At 68.9% G+C, this 19,382-nt stretch carries 22 protein-coding genes; 5 read left to right on the top strand and 17 right to left on the bottom strand.

The genetic code is table 11. The features are described from left to right. Positions 1-5: 5 nt before the first annotated feature. Positions 6-668 carry an ABC transporter permease gene (locus FB562_RS12655; RefSeq protein ID WP_141881667.1) on the bottom strand — a complete coding sequence of 221 codons (663 nt, stop codon included), beginning with the start codon at positions 666-668 and terminating at the stop codon, positions 6-8. Between the two features lie 123 nt (positions 669-791). Here FB562_RS12655 and FB562_RS12660 point away from each other — a divergent pair, with 123 nt between their 5' ends. Further along, a complete protein-coding gene (locus tag FB562_RS12660) occupies positions 792-1,658 on the top strand; it encodes an IclR family transcriptional regulator (RefSeq protein ID WP_141881668.1) in 867 nt (288 codons plus the stop codon). Positions 1,659-1,997: 339 nt separating this feature from the next. On the opposite strand, the gene panC is transcribed toward FB562_RS12660, so the two are convergent. The 12 genes from panC to FB562_RS12725 all read right to left on the bottom strand — a co-directional run bounded on the left by panC (position 1,998) and on the right by FB562_RS12725 (position 12,652). Then, entirely contained in the window at positions 1,998-2,852 is an 855-nt protein-coding gene (gene panC / locus FB562_RS12665) for a pantoate--beta-alanine ligase (RefSeq protein WP_141881669.1), read from the bottom strand. Next, positions 2,849-3,604, bottom strand: coding sequence for a Rossmann-like and DUF2520 domain-containing protein (locus FB562_RS12670; RefSeq protein WP_141881670.1), 756 nt, complete (start codon positions 3,602-3,604; stop codon positions 2,849-2,851). Before FB562_RS12670 ends, panC begins: the two co-directional genes overlap by 4 nt. Then, entirely contained in the window at positions 3,601-5,256 is a 1,656-nt protein-coding gene (locus tag FB562_RS12675; protein WP_221625423.1) for a PH domain-containing protein, read from the bottom strand. The genes FB562_RS12670 and FB562_RS12675 overlap by 4 nt, the downstream gene beginning before the upstream one ends. A 17-nt stretch (positions 5,257-5,273) precedes the next feature. Next, positions 5,274-5,765 carry a PH domain-containing protein gene (locus FB562_RS12685; protein ID WP_141881673.1) on the bottom strand — a complete coding sequence of 164 codons (492 nt, stop codon included), beginning with the start codon at positions 5,763-5,765 and terminating at the stop codon, positions 5,274-5,276. A gap of 21 nt (positions 5,766-5,786) precedes the next feature. Next, on the bottom strand, positions 5,787-6,263 hold the full coding sequence (locus FB562_RS12690) for a DUF3180 domain-containing protein (RefSeq protein WP_141881674.1): 477 nt from the start codon (positions 6,261-6,263) through the stop codon (positions 5,787-5,789). After that, complete coding sequence (folK, locus tag FB562_RS12695; protein ID WP_141881675.1) at positions 6,260-6,805, bottom strand: 2-amino-4-hydroxy-6-hydroxymethyldihydropteridine diphosphokinase; 546 nt, start codon at positions 6,803-6,805, stop codon at positions 6,260-6,262. Before folK ends, FB562_RS12690 begins: the two co-directional genes overlap by 4 nt. Then, positions 6,802-7,188 carry a dihydroneopterin aldolase gene (gene folB / locus FB562_RS12700; RefSeq protein WP_246081496.1) on the bottom strand — a complete coding sequence of 129 codons (387 nt, stop codon included), beginning with the start codon at positions 7,186-7,188 and terminating at the stop codon, positions 6,802-6,804. Before folB ends, folK begins: the two co-directional genes overlap by 4 nt. Then, entirely contained in the window at positions 7,185-8,039 is an 855-nt protein-coding gene (gene folP, locus FB562_RS12705; protein ID WP_141881676.1) for a dihydropteroate synthase, read from the bottom strand. Before folP ends, folB begins: the two co-directional genes overlap by 4 nt. Next, positions 8,036-8,701 (bottom strand): GTP cyclohydrolase I, encoded by a 666-nt coding sequence (folE, locus tag FB562_RS12710; protein ID WP_141881677.1) that lies wholly within the window; start codon positions 8,699-8,701, stop codon positions 8,036-8,038. Before folE ends, folP begins: the two co-directional genes overlap by 4 nt. Positions 8,702-8,710: 9 nt before the next feature. Then, positions 8,711-10,705: an ATP-dependent zinc metalloprotease FtsH gene (ftsH, locus tag FB562_RS12715; RefSeq protein WP_141881678.1), complete on the bottom strand. Its 1,995-nt coding sequence runs from the start codon at positions 10,703-10,705 to the stop codon at positions 8,711-8,713. 67 nt (positions 10,706-10,772) lie between these two features. Next, complete coding sequence (locus FB562_RS12720) at positions 10,773-11,720, bottom strand: NAD(P)/FAD-dependent oxidoreductase (protein ID WP_141881679.1); 948 nt, start codon at positions 11,718-11,720, stop codon at positions 10,773-10,775. Further along, positions 11,717-12,652, bottom strand: a complete 936-nt coding sequence (locus FB562_RS12725; protein WP_185740579.1) for a class I SAM-dependent methyltransferase — start codon at positions 12,650-12,652, stop codon at positions 11,717-11,719. Before FB562_RS12725 ends, FB562_RS12720 begins: the two co-directional genes overlap by 4 nt. 48 nt (positions 12,653-12,700) lie before the next feature. On the opposite strand from FB562_RS12725, the gene FB562_RS12730 reads away from it, so the two are divergent. Beyond that, positions 12,701-13,276, top strand: a complete 576-nt coding sequence (locus tag FB562_RS12730) for a helix-turn-helix domain-containing protein (RefSeq protein ID WP_141881681.1) — start codon at positions 12,701-12,703, stop codon at positions 13,274-13,276. Positions 13,277-13,300: 24 nt separating this feature from the next. Here the strand turns inward: FB562_RS12730 and hpt are convergent, their stop codons facing one another. Further along, positions 13,301-13,852 (bottom strand): hypoxanthine phosphoribosyltransferase, encoded by a 552-nt coding sequence (gene hpt / locus FB562_RS12735; protein WP_141881682.1) that lies wholly within the window; start codon positions 13,850-13,852, stop codon positions 13,301-13,303. Between the two features lie 8 nt (positions 13,853-13,860). Further along, positions 13,861-15,003: a tRNA lysidine(34) synthetase TilS gene (gene tilS / locus FB562_RS12740; protein WP_141881683.1), complete on the bottom strand. Its 1,143-nt coding sequence runs from the start codon at positions 15,001-15,003 to the stop codon at positions 13,861-13,863. A gap of 44 nt (positions 15,004-15,047) precedes the next feature. Here tilS and FB562_RS12745 point away from each other — a divergent pair, with 44 nt between their 5' ends. The 3 genes from FB562_RS12745 to FB562_RS12755 all read left to right on the top strand — a co-directional run bounded on the left by FB562_RS12745 (position 15,048) and on the right by FB562_RS12755 (position 16,435). Next, positions 15,048-15,539 (top strand): inorganic diphosphatase, encoded by a 492-nt coding sequence (locus FB562_RS12745; RefSeq protein WP_141881684.1) that lies wholly within the window; start codon positions 15,048-15,050, stop codon positions 15,537-15,539. Positions 15,540-15,552: 13 nt separating this feature from the next. Then, on the top strand, positions 15,553-15,969 hold the full coding sequence (locus FB562_RS12750; RefSeq protein WP_425459834.1) for a helix-turn-helix domain-containing protein: 417 nt from the start codon (positions 15,553-15,555) through the stop codon (positions 15,967-15,969). A gap of 61 nt (positions 15,970-16,030) precedes the next feature. Continuing rightward, positions 16,031-16,435: a VOC family protein gene (locus FB562_RS12755; protein ID WP_141881685.1), complete on the top strand. Its 405-nt coding sequence runs from the start codon at positions 16,031-16,033 to the stop codon at positions 16,433-16,435. A gap of 71 nt (positions 16,436-16,506) precedes the next feature. Here FB562_RS12755 and FB562_RS12760 read toward each other — a convergent pair whose 3' ends face one another. Then, entirely contained in the window at positions 16,507-17,799 is a 1,293-nt protein-coding gene (locus tag FB562_RS12760; protein WP_141881686.1) for a M23 family metallopeptidase, read from the bottom strand. Positions 17,800-18,050: 251 nt separating this feature from the next. After that, entirely contained in the window at positions 18,051-19,355 is a 1,305-nt protein-coding gene (locus tag FB562_RS12765; protein ID WP_141881687.1) for a M23 family metallopeptidase, read from the bottom strand. Positions 19,356-19,382 lie beyond the last annotated feature (27 nt).

Genomic DNA, 19,382 nt, shown 5'->3' on the forward strand with positions numbered 1-19,382 from the left:
TTCGGTCACTTCAACCCCTTCGAGATGGTGAGTCGTGCGATGAGCAGGAAGGCCGCGTCGAGGAGGAGAGCCAGAAGCAGTACCCCGACGGTGCCGGTGAGCGCGTAGTTGAGAGCGTTCTTGGAGCCCAGCGAGGAGAGCCCCTTGAAGATGTACTGGCCGAGCCCCGGGCCGGCCACGTAGGCGGCGATCGCTGCGATTCCGACCGTGAGCTGGGCAGCGACCCGGATGCCGGTGAGAATGACGGGCCACGCGATCGGCAGCTGCATGGTGAACAGAACCCGCAGCGGGCCCATGCCGACGCCGCGCGCCGATTCGAGAATGGGGAGTGGCACCTCGCGCAGGCCGACGACGGTGTTGCGCACTATCGGGAGCAGCGAGTAGAAGACCAGCGCGACAACTGAGGGCCCCCAGCCGAGACCCAGCAGCGGGCTCAGCAGGGCGAGCAGCGCGAGTGACGGGATGGTGAGCATCACGGCGGTTGCGGAGATCGACACCGAGCGGGCGACCGGCTTGTTCCAGACGAGCATTCCGATTCCGACGCCGATGATGAGGGCGATCGCGAGGGAGATGAGCACAACGAGCAGGTGCTCCCCGGCGAGTTCGAGGACATCGTCATAGCGGCGACCGAGGAACGTGACCAGACCTTCCCAGTCGAAGCCTGTCATCTGGTACCTCCTGTCTCGACTCTGAGTGTGCGCCGGGAACGACGACACTCTGAAGATAACCACGTAACGCCATTTTCACAACAGAGGTTGTCTATATGGCAACACATGGTTAGTGTTGCTCTCATGGCAGCAGCACCCAACGCCCCAGTGAGCCGCAAAAACTCATCCGGCCTCACCCGCGACGTCGAGATCCTCGAACTACTCGGCGACGCCGAAGCATTCCGCAACGGCGGACTCACCGTCACCCGCATCGCCGAAATCACCGGACGCGACAAAGCAGTTATCTCCCGCGCCCTCGCAACCCTCGCCGCATCCGACATCATCGAACGCGACGAAGACACCCTCAACTACCGCCTCGGCTCGCGGCTCTACGCCCTCGCCGCCCGAACATCGCAAGCCACCCTCGCCGCCCAATCACGCACCTCGCTGCGCCACATCGCCCAATCGACACGCGAAACCACCCACCTCTGCGTGCTCCGCGGCGGCAACGTCCTCACCCTCATCAGCGAACTCAGCTCCCACGAATTCCGCACCACCGGCTGGGAAGGCATCACCACCGCCGGCTGGCGCACCCCCTCCGGCCGCGTACTCATCAGCGACTGGGACGAAACATCCATCGCCCACTGGTACAACCAGCACGGGCGAGACAGAGCACTCCTCGGCCCACTCGACCCGGCGCTCGCCTCAGCCGGCTTCGCCGTGCTCGACAGCCCGCCCGCCGACAAAGCCGTCGTCACAGACCTGGCCAGCCTCATGGCCGAGATCGACCGCATCCGCACCCGCGGCTACGCCCTGCTCGACGAAGAACTCGAGATCGGCGTCGTCGGGGCATCCGCACCCGTCATCGACTTCACCGGGCGCATCGTCGCCGCCGTCAACGTGAGCGGACCCAAATCGCGCATCGGGCACCGGCTCGACGCGCTCGGCTCATTCGTCGCGCGGGCGGCGGCCGGGCTGTCGGCCTCCATCGGAGGGCCGGCGGTGCGCTGAGGGCGCGGCTTTCGCTGTCGAGTACGGCAAACGGATGCTCGGAGGCGGCCGGAACAGCCGAAAGGCGTACTCGACCCGCTGGGTAACTCTGGTGGCAGGTCTCGAGACGGCACTCCGTGCCCCTCGACCAGCGGTTACCCCGCTGGCTGAGGGGTTGCGCTCCAGCGCGACCGTCTCGAAGCCACGCCCACGAGGGCCGGTCTCGAGACGGCACTCCGTGCCCCTCGACCAGCGGTTAACCCTGCGGGTTGAGGAGGCCGCCCGCGGCCGTCTCGAAACCGGATCGTGCGAGCGTGAGGTCTCGAGACGGCACTTCGTGCCCCTCGACCAGCAGGGCGGTCAGCGGATGCGGGTGGCCCGGTTGTCGATGAGACGGGTTGCGCCGACGCGGGCCGCGATGATGGCGAGCGCCTCGCCCGCGAAGTCACCCGCGACGGGCTTGAACGTCGCCGGGTCGACGAGCTCCGCGTAGTCCAGCACGGCACCCGGCTCGGCCCGGGCCACCTCGTGGGCGGCTGCTCGCGCAGCATCCGCCCCCTGCGCCCCGGCATCTGCGGCTGCCGCGAGCGCGGTCGACAGCACGAGCGCCGCCCGCTTCTCTTCCGCGCTCAGGTAGCGGTTGCGGCTCGACAGCGCCAGCCCGCCCGGCTCGCGCACGATCGGTGCGGCGTCGATGCGCACCGGCAGGTTCAACTCGGCGACCATCCGCCGCACCAGGAACAGCTGTTGCGCGTCCTTCTGGCCGAAGACGGCGACATCCGGTTGCACGATGTTCAGCAGTTTTGCGACGACGGTGAGCATCCCGTCGAAGTGCCCCGGCCGCACGGCACCTTCGAACAGTGAGGCGACGGGGCCGGCGGTGATGCGCGTCTGCGAGGCTCCGCCCGGGTACATCTCTGCCGCATCCGGGGCGAAGACGAGCGACACCGGATGCTTCGCCAGCGCCGCGACGTCGGCATCCAGGGTGCGCGGGTAGCGGTCGAAGTCCTCCCCCTGCCCGAACTGCAGCGGGTTCACGAAGATCGACACGATGACCGTGTCGGCGAGTTCGGATGCGCGCTGCACGAGCGACACATGGCCGGCATGCAGCGCCCCCATGGTCGGCACGAGTGCGACGGTGCGCCCCTCGGCGCGCGCCCGCGCGACATGCGCCCGCACGCCGTCGATGGTGTGCTCGATGCTCGCGCTGCTCATGGTTCGTCCTCTCCGAGGGGCGGGGCGTCGAAGCTGCTCGCCGCGCCCGCCGTCAACGCGTTCTCCACCGCCGAGCGCACGAGCGGCGCCAGCACGCCCCCGGGCTCGTCCACGCCGATGCCGCGCAGCAGGCCGATCGCCTGCTCCACGATCGCCGAGGAGAAGCCTGCCGCGGTCGCGATCGCCTCCGCGTAGGCGGCCCTGTCACGCTCCTCCACGACGATGGGCTCCGCGCCCATCTCGACGACGAGCGCCTGCCCGATCGGCAGCACGGGGGCGGGGGCGGTGACGGCGCAGAATGCGTCGCGCAGCCGCACCAGGTCGACGCTCGTGCCGGTGAAAGCGAGAGCCGGGTGAATGGCCAGCGGGATCGCGCCCGCAGCGAGGGCCGGCTGCAGCACCGACACACCGAAGCCGGGCGCCGTGTGCATCACCAGCTGCCCGGGAACCCACGCCCCCGTCTCGGCGAGGCCCGCGACGAGGCCCGGCAGCTCAGCATCCGGCACCGCCAGGATGACCAGCTCGCTGCGCTCCACGATCGTCGCGACGTCGAGGATGGGCGCGCCCGGCAGCATCACCTCGGCACGGTCGCGGCTCTCCGGTGACAGCGCGGAGATGCCGACGAGCGCATGCCCGGCGCCGGCGAGTGCCGCGCCCAGAACGGGGCCGACCCGGCCTGCCCCGATGATGCCGATGCCCAGCCGGCCGCTTCGGGTTTCTGGTCGCCCCAGTTCGGGGCTGCCGAAACTCATGGCGCCTGCTCCGAAGAACCAGGCTCCGGATGCCCTGAAGCAGCATCCTGCGCATCAGCATCGCCCGCACCCCAGCGGTGGGAGTGGTCGCGCTGGGCTGCGGCGATCATCAGCGCGGCGGCGTCGCCGAAGAAGCGCACCGCGACATCCGCATCGACGGCTCCGAGCCTCGCCGTGATGGGACCGGCGACGGTGTGCAGTTGCAGGGTGACCAGGCGCAGCGCCCGCCGCAGCGGCCCCTGCTCGACGGCGAGGCTCTGCAGGCGCGGGGCCGGCACGACGACCAGTTGCCGCCAGACGGCGCCCTTGCGCAGCACGAAGGCGGCATCCGTGAGCGCGAATCCGTTGCGCCGCCACGAGAACCAGCGCAGCACTGCGGCACGGCGCGGCGAGTTCTCGAAGCCGTCACCGGGCTCGCCGCGACCGGCGAAGCCCGACGCCAGCAGCGCGGCGGCCTGCTCGTCGCGCAGCACATCGGGCAGCAGCAGCTGCAGCACGCGCAGCACGTCCCCGCGATCGCCGACGGGCAGGATGGTCGTGTTCGCCTCGCCGGCGGCGCCCTTGGCCGTCGACTGGCTGGCCCGGTTGACCCGAATCTGCCACCAGCCCGCCGGACGCCACAGCAGCGGCTGGCTGAGCTGAACCGAGTGGATGCGCCCGGGCGGCAGCGTCTCGTTGCTGGTCGAGAGCAGGCCGAAGCCCACGCGCACCCCGTCGGGCGTGGCCGCGATCGAGTACCGCAGCGACCTCGTGAACTTCGAGACGATGTACCCGCCGAGGCCCAGCATGACCGGGATCACGCCGATGAAGCCGAGGAGCTCGCCCGAGACGATCACCCCCACGATCACGCCGATGATCATGAGCAGCAGGATGATCGTGGTCTCGCTGAGCGCGATGGAGCCGGCCAGGCGACCCGCATTCAGTTTGACGACCGACTGCGGCGGTGCCGCATCCGGATCCAGCTCCGGCGCCAGAAGCTCGTGCACCCGACTCTCGATGAAGCCCTCCCCGGCGGGGACGGCCTGCGGGCTCGCGGCGGCCTGCGTGCCGGAGGCGAGACGCAGGATCTCGCGACGCAGCTCATCCGACGCCGAGGAGCCCAGATAGGCGAGCTGCACGTTCGCGTCAGCGCCCGCCTGGTTGATCTCCAGCCGGGCCGTTCCGAAGAGACGCGCGATGAACGGGCGCACGATGTTGATGCCCTGGATGCGGTCGAGTCGGGCCTTGCGGCTCGTGCGGAACAGGATGCCGGAGCGCACCTCCACCAGCTCGTCGGTGATGCGGAAGCTGTGCATGCGCCACGACACGTAGAACCCGATGATGAGCACAACCACGACGCCGAGCACCACGAGCAGCGCCCATCCGGTCAGGCCGGAGTCGATCACATAGTCGAGCGGGTCGCCCCCCTCGTTCCACTCCGGAACGAAGATCTGGATGAGCCGCTCACGCAGATTCGCGACCACGACACCCAGAATGGCGATCAGCGCGATGCCACCCTTCAGCAGTGGCGAGGCCGGGTGCATGCGATGCCATTCGCCGTCGGCGAGGCGTTTGGCGACGGCCGCCACGGGGGCACCAGGGGTGATCGGTGCACCAGGGGTAACGGGGGCACCAGGAATGCCCGGGGCAGGGGCGCCCGGATCGACCGGCACCCATCCCTCCTGCTCGGTCACAGGCCCGCCCGGCGGGTCTCTGCGAGCGCCACCAGCTCGTCGCGCAGCTGCTCGGCCTCCGCCTCCGGCAGGCCCGGGATGACGACAGCGGATGCCGCGGCGGCGGTCACGAACTTGAGCTCGCTGAGCCCGAATGCGCGCGACAGTGGCCCGCGGTTGATGTCGACCAGCTGCATCCGGCCGTACGGCACCGCCACGATGCGGTGGAACATGATGCCCTTGCGGAAGACGAGGTCGTCGCTGCGCAGCTCGTAACCGTACGCCCGCACCCGACGGAAGGTGAAGATCACGTCGAGCACGAAGATCACGGCCGCCGCGCCCAGCACCCACAGAGGCCAGTCATCCTTGAGTGCAACCGCGAGCAGGATCGCGCCGACCATGATGGCGCCCCAGAAGCTGAAACTCGCGATCAGCTCGGCGCCGATCAGCTTGCGCGAGACCCCACGCCACTGGATGCTCGGCGGATCGAGGTGCGAGGTCGAGGTCATGGTGTTACCGGCCTTCTTGCGTCATGACGGCGCGGGCACCGTCTCCTTGTCGTCATCGTCGTCGTCCGCGGGAGGAACACGGCACAGCTCCTCGGCGATGAGCCCCCCGGCGAGAAGGAGCACCGCCCCCACGGCCATTCCGATGGAGTACCCGATCGAGCCTAGTGCCGGCACCGACCGCGTGAGCAGGTACACGATGAAGCCGACACCGACACCGGCGAGGAGGCCGCCCGACAGTGCCGAGGCCTTCGCCAGCACGAGCACCCGCAGCGCGTAGAACGGGTCGACCCTGCTGCGCGCAGAACCCTTCACCGAGCGACGGATGGGCACCGCGAGCGCCACCACGATCCCGCCGATCGCGGCGAGCACGATCGCGAGCGTCACGGGCGGCACGACGCCGGGGCGACCCGCGGATGCGAGGGCCAACTGGGCGAACAGGCCCACCACGAAGCCGATCACCACCATCACGAGCAGCAGGGATGCCCGTGTGCGCTTCACGAGGCCGCCCCCTGTTTCGGGAGTTCGGCCGGCAGCAGCGGTGCGGCCGCGTAGGGCAGCACCTCGTCGGTGGCCGCCGCGCGCAGCTCGGCGACCGATCCTCGGCCGGTGAGCACCGCATCCGGCTGCAGGCGAAGCCACGGCTCGAGCACGAAGGCACGCTCGGCGGCGCGCGGATGCGGCAGCGTCAACCGCTCGGTCGCCATCGTCATGCCGTCGACGTCGATCAGGTCGAGGTCGAGCGTGCGGTCGCCCCAGTGCTCCTCGCGCGTGCGGCCGTGCTCGGCCTCGATGCCGTTCAGCGCGCCGAGCAGCTCGAGCGGCCCGAGCGCGCTGCGCACCACGACCACCGCGTTCAGATAGGCGGGCGCGTCACGGTCGACGCCCTGCGGCTTCAGGGCGGGAGACTCGACGATTGCGGATGCCGCCACAAGGGTCACGCCGTCGATCTCACCGATGCGACGCACGGCAGAGCGCAGCGTCGCCTCCCTCTCGCCCAGGTTGCTGCCCAGGGCGATCACGGCACCATGCGCGGCCGTCACTGGCGCAACCGGGTGATCGTCACCGACACGTCATCGAAGGGAACCTCGATCGGCGCCGACGGCTTGTGCAGGGTGACCCGGGTCGCCTGAACCGCCGCGAATGACAGCGCCACATCGGCCACGCGCTGCGCCACCGTCTCGATCAGGTCGACCGGCTCGGTCTCGACGGCCGCAACCGCAGCATTCGCCAGCTCGCCGTAGTGCACCGTCTGCGCCAGCTCATCGCTCGCGCCGGACACACCCAGGTCGAGCCACACCGTCACATCGATGACGAACTCCTGGCCGTCGCGGCGCTCCTCCGCGAAGACGCCGTGATGGCCCCTCGCGCGCAGCCCCGTGAGCGTTATGTGATCGCCGGAGCCGATGCGAACATCCGCCGTCACCGCGGAACCCTGAACGAGCTCCGCGCCCGGTGCGGCATCGGCGGGCGCTCCTCGCCTTCGACCGCATCCCACGCATCCAGAAGCTGACGGGTCGACGTCACATCGTGCACACGCACCGCCCAGGCGCCCGCCTCCGCGGCGAGCGCACTCGTCACGGCGGTCGCCCGGTCGCGGTCCTTCGCGCTCGCTCCCTCCGGCAGCAGCGGCGACAGGAAACGCTTGCGCGAGGTGCCGACGAGCACCCTGAAACCGAGCGAACCGAACTCGCGCAGATGGGTGAGCACCTGCCAGGAGTGCTCGCTGCGCTTGGCGAAACCGAGGCCCGGGTCGACGATGATGCGCTCCGGGGCGACACCCGTGACGATCAGCTCGGCGATGCGCTGCTCCAGCTCACCGCGCACCTCGGCGACGACGTCACCGTACACCGCCTGGCCGTCCATTCCTGAGCTCGGGCCGCGCCAGTGCATGGCGACGAAGTCGACGTCGAGGCCCGCGACGGTCGTGGCCATGGCCGGGTCGGCGAGCCCACCCGAGACATCATTGACGATCTCGACGCCCAGCTCGGCCGTCGCAGCAGCCGTCGCAGCATTCATGGTGTCGACAGAGATGCGGATGCCCTGGTCGCGCAGTTCACGGATCACCGGCAGGATGCGCCGCTGCTCCTCCTCGACGGTCACACGCTGCGCGCCCGGCCTGGTCGTCTCCCCGCCGACGTCAATCACGTCTGCACCCGCGTCGACCATCTCCACGGCGTGCGCCACAGCGGCCTCCGTGCGGGCGAAATCCCCGCCGTCGCTGAAAGAATCGGGGGTCACGTTGAGGACCCCCATGATGAGCGGACGAACAGTCATCCCCTGCTCCCATCTACTGGATCATGGGCGGCAACGCCGCCGCCCGCTGGTGAGGAGCCGATGAGCGACAGCACGGCTGCGCGCTGTGCAGGGTCATCGAGCTCACCCCTGCTGGCCACCGTCAGCGTCGAACTGTGAACCTGCCGCACGCCGCGCGAGACGACGCATCCGTGGCTCGCATCGAGAACGACGAGCACGCCGCGCGGGTCGAGACCCTCCTGCAGCGCGTCGGCGATCTCCTCGCCGAGCCGCTCCTGCAGCTGCGGCCGCGAGGCGAGCGTGTCGACGACTCGGGGCAGCCGGCCCAGCCCGACGACGCGGGTACGAGGAACGTAGGCCACATGCGCGACGCCGAGGAACGGCAACAGGTGATGCTCACAGATGGAACGGAACTCGATGCCGCGCAGCAGCACCAGCTCGCCCAGCTCATCCGGCTCCAACTCGACCGAATCGGCGAGATGCGAGACGGGGTCAACGCTGAGGCCGGAGAAGAACTCGGAGTACGCCTCCGCGACCCGCGCCGGGGTCGAGGCGAGCCCGGGCCGGGCGGTGTCTTCACCTATCGCGGCAAGCAGTTCAAGCACGGCCGCCTCGATCCGGGGTCGATCGACGCCGGATCGCGCAGGCGAGCCATCGACACCGGTGCCGCTCGCGCCAGCCATCGCGTCGCCCTACGCCGTCGCTATGCCCGGCGACTTGCGCGGGGCGCGCTTGGGCTTGGTCGGCTCAGACTCGACACCGCCGTCGACCACACCCTGATCGATGGGCGCCTTCTGCGGCACCTCCACGGGAGGCAGCTGCGAGACGGGGCGCTTGTCGCTCGACAGCCACTGGGGGCGCGGCGTCAGCTTGACGATATCGGTGAAGATCTCGGCGATCTGGTTGTGGTCGAGAGTCTCCTTCTCGAGCAGCTCCGTCGCCAGACGATCCAGGATGTCGCGGTTCTCCGTCAGGACCGACCAGGCCTCGTCGTGGGCGGCCTCGATCAGGTCACGCACCTCGCGGTCGACCTGCTCCGAGAGCTTCTCCGAATAGTCACGGCTGCTGCCCATGTCGCGGCCATAGAACTCGCCCGAACTGGAGCTCAGCTTCACCGAACCGACCGAGGCGCTCATGCCGTAGTCGGTGACCATCTTGCGCGCCGTCGCCGTCGCCTTCTCGATGTCGTTCGAGGCGCCCGTCGTCGGATCGTGGAACACGATCTCCTCCGCAACGCGGCCACCCATGGCGTAGGCGAGCTGATCGAGCAGCTCGTTGCGGCTCACCGAATAGCGGTCCTCAAGGGGCAGCACCATCGTGTAGCCGAGAGCGCGACCGCGCGGCAGGATCGTGATCTTCGTCACCGGGTCGGTGTTGTTCATGGCCGCAGCCACAAGCGCGTGCCCGCCCTCGTGATAGGCGGTGATCAGCTTCTCCTTGTCGCGCATCACACGCGTGCGGCGCTGCGGGCCGGCCATGACGCGGTCGACCGCCTCATCCAGCGCCCTGTTGTCGATGAGCTGCGCGTGCGAGCGCGCCGTGAGCAGCGCCGCCTCGTTGAGCACATTCGCGAGATCGGCACCCGTGAAGCCGGGAGTCTTGCGGGCCAGAACCTCGAGGTCGACGCCCTCGGCGAGCGGCTTGCCCTGCGAGTGCACCTGGAGGATCTTCTCGCGGCCCTTCAGATCGGGGGCGTCGACGCCGATCTGGCGGTCGAAACGGCCCGGACGCAGCAGGGCGGGGTCGAGGATGTCGGGGCGGTTCGTCGCCGCGATGAGGATGACATTCGTCTTGACGTCGAAGCCGTCCATCTCCACGAGCAGCTGGTTGAGCGTCTGCTCGCGCTCGTCGTGACCGCCGCCCATGCCGGAACCGCGGTGGCGACCGACCGCGTCGATCTCGTCGACGAAGATGATGGCCGGGGCGTTCTCCTTGGCCTCCTTGAAGAGATCGCGCACGCGGCTCGCGCCGACGCCGACGAACATCTCGACGAAGTCAGAACCCGAGATCGAGTAGAAGGGCACATTGGCCTCGCCCGCGACAGCCCGCGCCAGAAGCGTCTTGCCCGTTCCGGGAGGGCCATAGAGCAGCACGCCCTTCGGGATGCGCGCACCGACGGCCTGGAAGCGCGCCGGATCGGTCAGGAACTCCTTGATCTCGTGCAGCTCCTCGATCGCCTCATCGGCGCCGGCGACATCATCGAAGGAGACCTTCGGCGTCTCCTTCGTCATCAGCTTCGCCTTGTTCTTGCCGAACTGCATGACGCGACTGCCGCCGCCCTGCATGCTCGACAGCAGGAACCAGAAGATGAGACCGATGATGATGAACGGGATGACGAGCCCCAGCATCGAAGTCCAGAAGTTGCCGTTGTCGACCTCGTCGTCGAAGGTCTTCAGCTTCGAGTCGTTCACCGCCGTCACGACCTCTGAGCCGCGCGGGGCCGAGTAGTAGAACTGGACCTGCTTGCCGAGATCCTTCTCGTCGGCCTTCAGCACCAGGTCGACGCGCTGCTGCCCGTCGATGATGGTGGCCGAGTCGACCTTGTCCTGCGAGAGGAGCTGCAGGCCCTGCTGGGTGCTGATCTCACGGAACCCGGAGCCACCCAACAGGCTGAAGCCCACCGAGACGATGATGATCGCGACAACGATGTAGATCAGCGGGCCGCGGAGGAACTTCTTGAAATCCATAGTTCTGCAAGGGTACCGTGCGGCCCCTGAGCGCGGCCCCCGTGTTTGCTGGGGGCGTAACCGCCCCTCACCGGCTGCTGCGACTACTCACAGCCGCCGCCAGATCGGCCAACGCCAGGTCACCGTGCACCGCGCCGCCGGCCATCACCCCCGCAGCGGCTGCAGCCGTGATCATGGCCATCGAATCACTCGAGTTTCCTGCCGCCCAGACGCCGGGCACGGCAGTGGCCCCGCGTGGATCGGTGGGGATGTGTTCGCCGAACGGTGTCAGCATCCGCTCTCCCCCCAATGCCTCATACAACTCGGTGCGCGCGACAAACCGTGGCGCCACAACGACGGCGTCAACCTCGAAGGAGCCGCCGCCCTCCACCTCGACCGCGCGCACCTGCGTGCCATCGACGACCAGGCGTTCGACCCGAGGCGCCACCACGCGCACCCCCAACGCCGCGAACTGCTCCCGCTGCTCCGCCGTCGGCTCGGGCGCGTCATGGATGAAGAAGGTGACATCGTCGCTGAGCTGACGGAACAGCATCACCTGGTGGAGCGCGTTCTCGTTGCGACCCAGCACGGCGATGCGCTGATCGCGCACCTCCCAGCCGTGGCAGAACGGACAGTGCAGAACGCTGTGACCCCACGCAGCGGCAACGCCGGGCACATCGGGCAGATCATCGACGAGCCCCGTCGCCAGCACGATGCGGCGAGCGGCGACACGGACGGCACCACCGTCGACCTCGGCGGTGAAGTCGTCGAGGGCTCCGGATGCCCCGGTCACGGATCCGCTCACAATGCGCACCCCGTAACCCTCCGCCTCTGCACGGCCCCGCGCGAGCAGCTCGAGCGGCGGAACCCCCTCCTGCCCGAGCAGATTGTGCGCGCCGGCGGCCGGGGCATTGCGTGGCTCTCCGGCATCCACAAGAACAACGTTCCGCCGGGAACGGCCTAGCGCAATGGCGGCCGCCAGCCCGGCCGCGCCGCCTCCGATGACAACAACATCGGCCTGCATCTTGGTGGTCATCGCTGTGCTCCGTTCGTGTCTGGGTTGTCGGCGGTCGCCGGCCCCGGTTGTTTGTCGATGTTCGGGCGGACGGCGACCCAGACCGCTCGGCCCGAGGTGAAACTGAGCCGTGACGTGCCGTCAGCCAGTGCGGCGAGCACTTCCTGGATCGCGGCGAGATCGTGGCTGCCGAGATCGTCGGCGAGCATGTCGCGGCTGCGGGTCAACTGCAGTTCGAGGTATCGCGCGCCGGCGCTCGTGTCGGCGGATGCCCTGAATACGGTCTCGAGGCGGTCGACCGGCGCGAAGCCTGCCGCTGTGAGGTCCGCCGTCCAGTCGGCGGTGACGGGGTATCCGCGGGCCGCGAGCGCCTCGACGATACGGGGGCCGAGGTCGGCGCTGTCGGTTCCCATGTCGGCAGGGTCATAGCTTGCAGAGATCGCGAACTCGGTGACGACGAGCACACCGCCGGGGCGCAGCACGTCGAACACCTGGGCCAGCACCTGCGCCGGCTCTGTCACGTGGTGCAGCGAGAGCGCAGCCCACGCGAGGTCGACCCCTTCGGGGAGCACAGCCGGCCAGTCGCCGTCGAGGTCGACCAGGTGCGACTCGACGCGGTCGGCGACCGCAGCCTCCTGCGCCGAGGTGCGAAGGTGATCGAGCATGCCGGGCGAGACGTCGAGCGCATGGATGAGGGCGCCGGCAAAGCGGCGTGCGAGTGCGATCGTTCCGGTTCCCGTTCCTGCGCCCAGATCGACGACGATTCTCGGCACAGGCGAGAGCACAGGCGAGAGCGCAGCGGATGCGGCGTCGAGCGCCGTGGCCAAGCCTGGCGCGCCGAGCGCAGCGTCGAGGTCGAGCAGCTCGGCGAGACCGCTGTCGCCCTCCGGGGCGGGTCCGTGGCCGGCTCTCTCATGATGCGAGCCCGGCGCGGATGTGTGCGTATGCGTCATGAGGACGACGCTACCCCGATGATGCGCTGGTGGCATACAGTATTGCGTATGACGCAAGAATTGATTGACGAGGTGGTTCGCCAGCGCATCCGGAGTCTGCGTATAGCCCGCGGCTGGACCCTCGACACGCTCGCTGCCCGCTGCTTCCTCTCGGCCTCCACACTGAGCCGCATCGAGACCGGACACCGGCGCATCGCCCTCGACCAGCTCGTACCGATCGCCCAAGCACTGGGCACGACACTCGACCAACTCGTCGAACCAGAAGGAGACGACGACGTCGTCATCCGCCCCGAACCCGAGACGAGCCCCGGCTCGACCATGTGGCTTCTGTCACGCGAACGCGACCGACGAGGCGTCACGATCGCCAAGATGCGCATCACCCCCGACCGCGCCACCAACAAACCACAGGTGCACCCCGGCTACGAATGGTTCACCGTGCTCAGCGGAACAGTGCGGCTACAGCTGGGCGAACGCACAATCCTGGTGCGCGAAGGGCAGGCCGCCGAGTTCTCTACGATGACACCCCACGCAATCGAGGCGCACGAAGGGCCCGTCGAGCTGCTGACGATCTTCGACCACGACGGCGAGCGCGCACACCTGCCGGGTCACCATCACTCGCGCTGAGCGAGCGACAGGTCAGACCCTGCGCTACGCGTAGACGTGGGGGGCGAGGATGCCGATATCGCGCAGATTGCGGTACTTCTCGGCATAGTCGAGGCCGTAGCCGACGACGAACTCGTTCGGGATCTCGAACCCCACGTAGCGCACATCGACGTCGACCTTGGCGGCCTCCGGCTTGCGCAGCAGCGCGCAGATCTCGACCGAGTGGGCGCCGCGGCTCTCCAGGTTGGCGCGCAGCCACGACAGCGTCAGCCCTGAGTCGATGATGTCTTCGACGATGAGAACCTTGCGCCCCGTCAGGTCACTGTCGAGGTCCTTCAGGATGCGCACGACACCGGATGATTTGGTGCCAGACCCGTAGGACGACACCGCCATCCAATCCATGTCGATGGGCAGCTTCAGTTCGCGCGCCAGATCGGCCATGACCATGACGGCACCCTTGAGCACACCCACGAGCAGCACCTTCTCGCCCGCATAGTCGGCCTCGATGCGGCGCGACAGCTCAGCGATCTTGTCGAGGATCTGCTTCTCGGTGAGCAGCACGCTCGTGAGGTCGCCGGAGATTTCGCTCGATTCCATGTGTTTCCCTACTCTGCTGCTGGGGCTGCCGTCGGCGCGTGCGCCGGGACATCCGCCGGCACATCCGCCGCCGAGAAGACGATCAGTCGACCCTGTCGTTCAACCCTAACGCCCGGCAGCTGCAGCGGGCCCTGCCCATGCCAGTCGGTGACCAGCCTCGCCACCTCGAGGGTGTGCAGTCGGCTCAGCGACAGGCCGAACTCCGAGGAGACGGCGAGACGGATGAGACGCTGCCGCAGGGCGGGCGGGTTCGCCTCGAGCGCGCCCACCGGCAGCGAGAGCCCCGCCTCTGCGGGCTCGGCGAGCTCCTCGATCTGCTCCTGCGCGAAATGGTCGAGCGCCTCCGTGTCCTCACGCAGCTGCTCTGCGGTTCGGGCGAGTGCCTCCGCGACGCCGGGGCCGAGCTCCCGTTCGAGCAGCGGAAGCACGCCGCGGCGCACGCGCACCCGCGTGAACGACTCGTCATCATTGTGCGGGTCGCGCCAGGCGGTGAGGTCGGCATCGACGCAGGCCTGCACGGTGGTCTCGCGCCGGATGCCCAGAAGCGGTCGCAAGAACACGATCGCGCCGTGAGTTGCCTCCAAGTGCGCTTCGTTGGCTGCAGGAGCAGCACTTTGAGGCAACTCACGCACCGTCACCGGAGCCATGCCGGCGAGGCTCGTGGGGCCGCTGCCGCGGGCGAGACCCAGCAGCACCGTCTCGGCCTGGTCGTCGAGCGTGTGACCGAGCAGGATCGCCGCGGCCCCCGCATCCGTCGCCGCCGCTCCGAGAGCGCGGTAGCGGGCATCGCGAGCCGCCGCCTCGGGGCCGCCGGTGTCGCCGACCGTGACGCGCGTCACAATGACGGGGTGCAGGCCGAGCTCGCGCGCCTGTCGTGCGGCCTCAGCCGCGACATCCGCAGACGCCTCCTGCAACGCATGATCGACGATGACGACGCCCGCCCGGATGCCCGCCCGCGGCGCCTCGAACGCGGTCGCCGCAGCGAGCGCAAGCGAATCGGGGCCGCCACTCAGCGCGACAAGAACGAGCGGGCCGGATGCTTCGGCCCCGTCGCGAGCGGCCGCATCCGGGAACGCACCCGCCAGACCTTCGCGCACCGCACGGCGCACATCCGCAATGGCAGGAGAGAGTCGGGGGCGTCGAGGCTGCATCCAGTAACGTTATTGCAGCCGACGACAACCAAGGAGCACCCAGCATGGCCGCGTACGACGCCGTAATCGAAATCCCCAAGGGCAGCCGCAACAAGTACGAGATCGACCACGAGACAGGCCGCGTCTACCTCGACCGCGTGCTCTTCACCGGTTTCGTCTACCCGACCGACTACGGCTTCTTCGAGAACACGCTCGGCCTCGACGGCGACCCCGTCGACGTGCTCGTGCTGCTCGACTACCCGCTGTTCCCGGGCGTCGGCCTGTCGGTTCGCCCCGTCGGCGTCTTCAACATGACGGATGACGGCGGCAGCGACGCGAAGGTCATCGCCGTGCAGGCGAAGGACCCGCGCTGGGCGCACATCCAAGACATCGACGACGTCCCCGAGTACACGCGCAAAGAGATCGAGCACTTCTTCGAGCACTACAAGGACCTCGAGCCCGGCAAGTGGGTCAAGACCGAAGGCTGGGGCAACGCCGCAGAGGCCGAGCAGATCATCATCGACGGCATCGCGAAGCTCAAGGCCGAAGGCCACTAGGGGTGGCTCGCGGGTGAGCGGCGCAGATCTCGACGAGCTGCGGCGGTTGCGCCGCGCGCGCGACCAGATGGACCGCGACTACGCGCATCCGCTCGACGTGCCCGCCCTGGCGCGCACCGCCCTCATGTCGACCGCGCACTTCAGCCGCCGATTCCGCGAGGCCTACGGTGAGACGCCGTACTCGCACCTGATGACCCGACGCATCGAGCGGGCGCAGGCGCTTCTGCGGCGCGGCGAACTGAGCATCACCGAGGTCTGCTTCGCCGTCGGCTGTACAAGTCTCGGCTCCTTCAGCTCGCGCTTCACCGAGATCGTCGGCTGCACGCCGAGCGCCTATCGCGCCCGCGACCACGACGACAGCCAGACGGTTCCGGGATGCATGGCGATGATGCTGGGGCGAGTGCGCCGCGAGCGAGCACAGCCGAGCTGAACCATCCGATCGAGCAGGATCGGAGAAGCGACTGTCGCGGGTGCGTCCTAGCATCGTGCACATGACAATCTCACTCAGCGCCGTGCACGTCTTCACCGACGACCCCGACGCCTCCCTCGCCTTCTACCGCGACGCCCTCGGTCTCGAGCTGCGCAACGAGGTCGCCAACGACGGATTCCGCTGGCTCACCCTGTCGACGGCCGAGCAGCCGGAGGTCGAGATCGTGCTCTCGCAGCCGCACGCCGGTCGCTCCCAAGAAGACGGCGACGCCCTCGCGGCGATGCTTGCGAAGGGCGAGCTTCCGGGCCTGCTGTTCCGCGCATCCGACCTCGACGCCGCCTTCGAGAAGGTCCAGGCCTCCGGCAACGCCGAGATCCTGCAGGAGCCGACAGACCAGTTCTGGGGCGTCCGCGATGCCGCGTTCCGCGACCCGGCCGGCAACATGGTGCGCATCAGCCAGGCCTGAGTTTGCAGGCTGATGCCGTGGCAGTCATCCGGATACGCCCGGATGCGCCGCCTGCTGAATGCCGCTGCCCGCTAGATGCCGACGCCGCGGGCGCGGAGGAACGGCACCGGGTCGACCGTGGAGCCGCCGACGCGCACCTCGAAGTGCAGGTGGCATCCGGTCGAGACGCCCGTCGAGCCGACCTTCGCGATCTGCTGGCCCGCGCCCACCTGCTGGCCGACGTGCACAAGCACTCCGCCGTCGACGATGTGCGCGTAGGAGGTCTGGGTGCCGTCGCCGTGGCGCACCGAGATGTAGTTGCCGTAGCCGCCCGTCTTGGCGGCGAAGATCACGGTGCCCGAGTTGGCCGCGAAGATCGGCGCATAGCATCCGGGAGCCAGATCGACACCGGCGTGCAGAGTGCTCGCGCCGCTCGTCGGCGGAACCCGCCAGCCATAGCTGCTCGAGATGTACCCGCCCGAGGGCCGCACCCACCCTGAGGGGGCCGCCACACCTCCACCACCGCCACCACCATTGCCTGCTGCAGCCGCTGCTTCCGCAGCAGCCTTGGCGGCTGCTGCCGCCGCGGCGGCCGCCGCAGCCGCCTCAGCAGCCTTGCGGATCTCCTCACCCTTGGTGAACTCCGCCTCCGTGGCGATGCGGTTCTCGACGAGGCTCGCCAGCTGCGCCTGCAGCCTCGCCTGATTCGCAGCCTGCTCCTGCTCGGCCGCGGCAGCAGCATCCGCCGCCGCCTGCGCCTCGATCATGGCTTTCTCGGCCGCCGCCGCGAGCTCCTCGAGCGCCACCTTCTGCGCATCCGCCAGATCGGTCAACGACTGGGCCGCGTTCTGATCCTGCTTGGCCTTCGCGATGATGCCGGTCGAATGCTGACTGACCTTGGATGCGATGCCCAGTTGCGAGAGGAGCTGATCGCTCGACGAGTCAAAGAAGATGGTGGCGGTGAGGTCGCCCCCGCTGACACGCTGCGTGCGCGCCGCGATCTGGCCTGCCTGCCGCATGGACTCAACGGCGACGGCCTGCGCCTCATCGGCCTGCTGCTGCAGCTGCTGCTGCTTGTACGACGCCTCGTCGAAGGCCTGCTGGGCGGCGAGGAACTCGTCACCCTTCTCGATCGCCTTCGCGTTCGCCTCAACGACCGCAGCCTGAAGCTGAGTCAAGAGCGCCTCGATGCGTGTGACCTCGCGGGCCTTGTTGCTCTCGCTCGAGCGGGCGTTCTGCACGTCCTGCCAGCTCGGGTAGTCGGCGGCACTCGCCGAAGCACCGGCCTGGGTCACGACAAGCCCGACCGCCAGAAGTGCGGCCGCCGCAAGCATGGCGACGGCGCGGCGCGGCGCGGCGAGCGAGCGCATGGTGGCCTGCGTCATAGATCCCCGAATCTGAGTCTGATCACTCCAGTGCGACCCAGTTCTTCACTCAAGTAACACTGTTAACATCCGTCACACTAGCAATCAATGGGCGCTCTGGGTAGTCCTCGCGAGGATTGCGGATGCCATTCCCCACTCTCGGACGCGGCGGCGCCCGCGTCAGATCCGCCCGCGAGAGCGACTCGGGCACGGCAAACGGATGCTCGGGGCACGCAAGAGCGGCCGAAAGGCGTACCCGAGACCCCAGAACGCTAGATGCTGACGCCCTGGCCGCGCAGGAACCCGACAGGGTCGATCGGGCTGCCACCCTGGCGCACCTCGAAGTGCAGATGGCAGCCGGTGGAGGTTCCGGTGGTGCCGACGCGGGCGATGTTCTGGCCGGGGCCGACACCCTGGCCGACATGCACGAGAATGCCGCCGTCGACGATGTGCCCGTACGCGGTGGAGGTTCCATCGCCGTTGTTGACGAGGATGTAGTTGCCGTAGCCGCCGTTGCGGCCGGCGTAGACGACGGTGCCGCCGTGTGCCGCGAAGATGGGCGCGCCGCATCCGGGGGCCAGATCGACGCCCGCGTGCAGCGTGCTCGCGCCGCGCTTCGGCGGGACGCGCCAGCCGAATCCGCTCGAGATGTGCCCGCCGGAGGGCCGCGCCCACCCGGTGGCGCTGATCTCACCCGCACCCAGGTTCGCCCCGGCGCCCCACATCGCGCGGATGCCCTCGACGTACTCGTCCTCCGCGGCGATGCGGTTCTCGACGAGGCTCGCCAGCTGCGCCTTCAGCCTGGCCTGGTTCGCCGCCTGCTCCTCGAGAGCCGCCGTGGCAGCATCCGCCGCCGCCTGCGCCTCGATCATGGCCTGCTGCGCCGCAAGCGCGAGCTCCTCGAGAGCCGCCTTCGCCAGATTGGCCTGGTCGGTGAGGGACTGCGCGTTGTTCTGGTCCTGCTTGGCCTTCGTGAAGATTCCGGATGACTGCTGGCTGACCTTCGAGGCCATGCCCAGCTGGGTGAGCAAATCACCCGCGGAGGAGTCGCTGAAGAACAGCGTCGCAGTGAGGTCGGAACCGCCCGCCCGCTGCGTGCGGGCGGCGATCTGGCCGGCCTGCCTCATGGACTCATCGGCGGCGATGCTCGCCTCGTCGGCCTGCTCCTGCAGCTTCTGCGCCTTGAGGGCGGCCTCGTCGTACACCTGCTGGGCGGCGAAGTAGAGCTCACCCTTCTGCTCGGACACCGCCTGGGTGGCCTTCACGTTGGCCTCGAGCTGCACCAGCAGCGCCTCGAGCCGGGTGATCTCCGCCTCCTTGGCGGACTCGCTGGCGCGCGCGTTGAGCACATCGCCCCAGCTCGGGTAGTCGGCCGCGACCGCCGCCGGCGCACCGGGCTGGCCGACGACAGCGCCCGTCACGAGCACGGCCACCGCGGAGGCGAGCGCGACCCAGCGACGCAGCCGCGTGCTGCGGACCATCGGAGGAATGCCCGCAGCCTTCGCCGAGCCGTGCGTCATCTGTTCCCCGAATCCGGCGACACCCTTGGTGCCGCCCGCGCCTTGTAGCAGCCACATCAGAAGCGCCCAGACGGCATCACAGCG

Origin of the sequence: Homoserinimonas aerilata (genome assembly GCF_006716125.1) — a bacterium.
Classification (GTDB): Bacteria; Actinomycetota; Actinomycetes; order Actinomycetales; family Microbacteriaceae; genus Homoserinimonas; species Homoserinimonas aerilata.